Raw genomic sequence first — 1,013 nt, 5'->3', positions numbered from 1 at the left:
TTGCTTCTATTCTAATCCCACTCCCACCCCTTCCTGAACAATCCAGAATCGTTGATAAAATCGAACAATTTTTCGCCCATATTGACGCACTAATTTAGTATAATAGTTTTACGTGCGGTGGAATTTCTATCAAACATAAGATAGGAGTTTTACGTTGAAAGAATTTGAATTACATTTGAAGAAAGCTGGTTTAGCTGAAAATACTGTGCGTTCGTACCTTTATGGTGTTCGATTTTTCTTGGAGAATTATGAACTCAAAATGGAAGATTTATTTGAATACAAGGGATATTTATTAGACAATTTTAAACCTAAAACTGTCAATTTGCGACTACAAGGAGTAAATAAATATCTGACTTTTATTGGTCATGATGATTTGAAATTAAAATTTGTCAAAGTACAGCAAAAACCGTTTTTAGAAGATGTCATTAGCTATGCTGATTACCTTTTTCTTAAACGTAGTTTGAAAAAAGATGGTATTTTAAAATGGCATTTTGTCGTTTGGTTTTTAGGTGCAACTGGGGCTCGTGTAAGTGAGCTTATTAAACTAAAAGTAGAGCATGTAGAAATCGGTTATTTTGACATTTACTCAAAAGGTGGTAAAATTCGTAGACTGTACATTCCTAAAAAATTAAGAAATAGTTGTCTTAGTTGGTTAGAATCAGAAAATCGCCGAAGTGGTTATTTATTTTTGAATAAATTTAATGAACCAATTACAGCAAGAGGAGTTGCTCAACAGTTAAAAAATTATGCTGATAAATACAAAATGAATCCTAAAGTAATTTACCCTCATTCTTTTAGACATTTATTTGCTAAGAATTTTTTATCGAAGTATAATGATATTGCCTTGCTTGCAGATTTGATGGGACACGAAAGTATAGAAACTACTCGAATTTATCTAAGGAAAACAGCTACTGAACAACAAAATATTGTAGATAAAATTGTTAATTGGTAAAAAAATAACAGGTGGTCAAATTGACCATCTGCTATTTTTTTGTGATTATGGCTCTTATTAT

The 1,013-nt window shown here is 30.8% G+C and carries 2 protein-coding genes; both read left to right on the top strand.

The features are described 5' to 3' along the window. Window positions 1–98 (top strand): restriction endonuclease subunit S (locus HT671_RS11310; RefSeq protein WP_172923170.1); only part of this gene is annotated, 98 nt, incomplete at its 5' end. 56 nt (window positions 99–154) lie between these two features. Then, window positions 155–952, top strand: coding sequence for a tyrosine-type DNA invertase PsrA (gene psrA / locus HT671_RS11305; protein ID WP_000657448.1), 798 nt, complete (start codon window positions 155–157; stop codon window positions 950–952). The last annotated feature ends 61 nt before the right edge of the window (window positions 953–1,013 follow it).

It is taken from the genome of Streptococcus sp. 2741, from assembly GCF_013276315.1.
Lineage (GTDB): Bacteria > Bacillota > Bacilli > Lactobacillales > Streptococcaceae > Streptococcus > Streptococcus pseudopneumoniae.
This window is presented reverse-complemented; position numbering and strand designations above follow the sequence as displayed.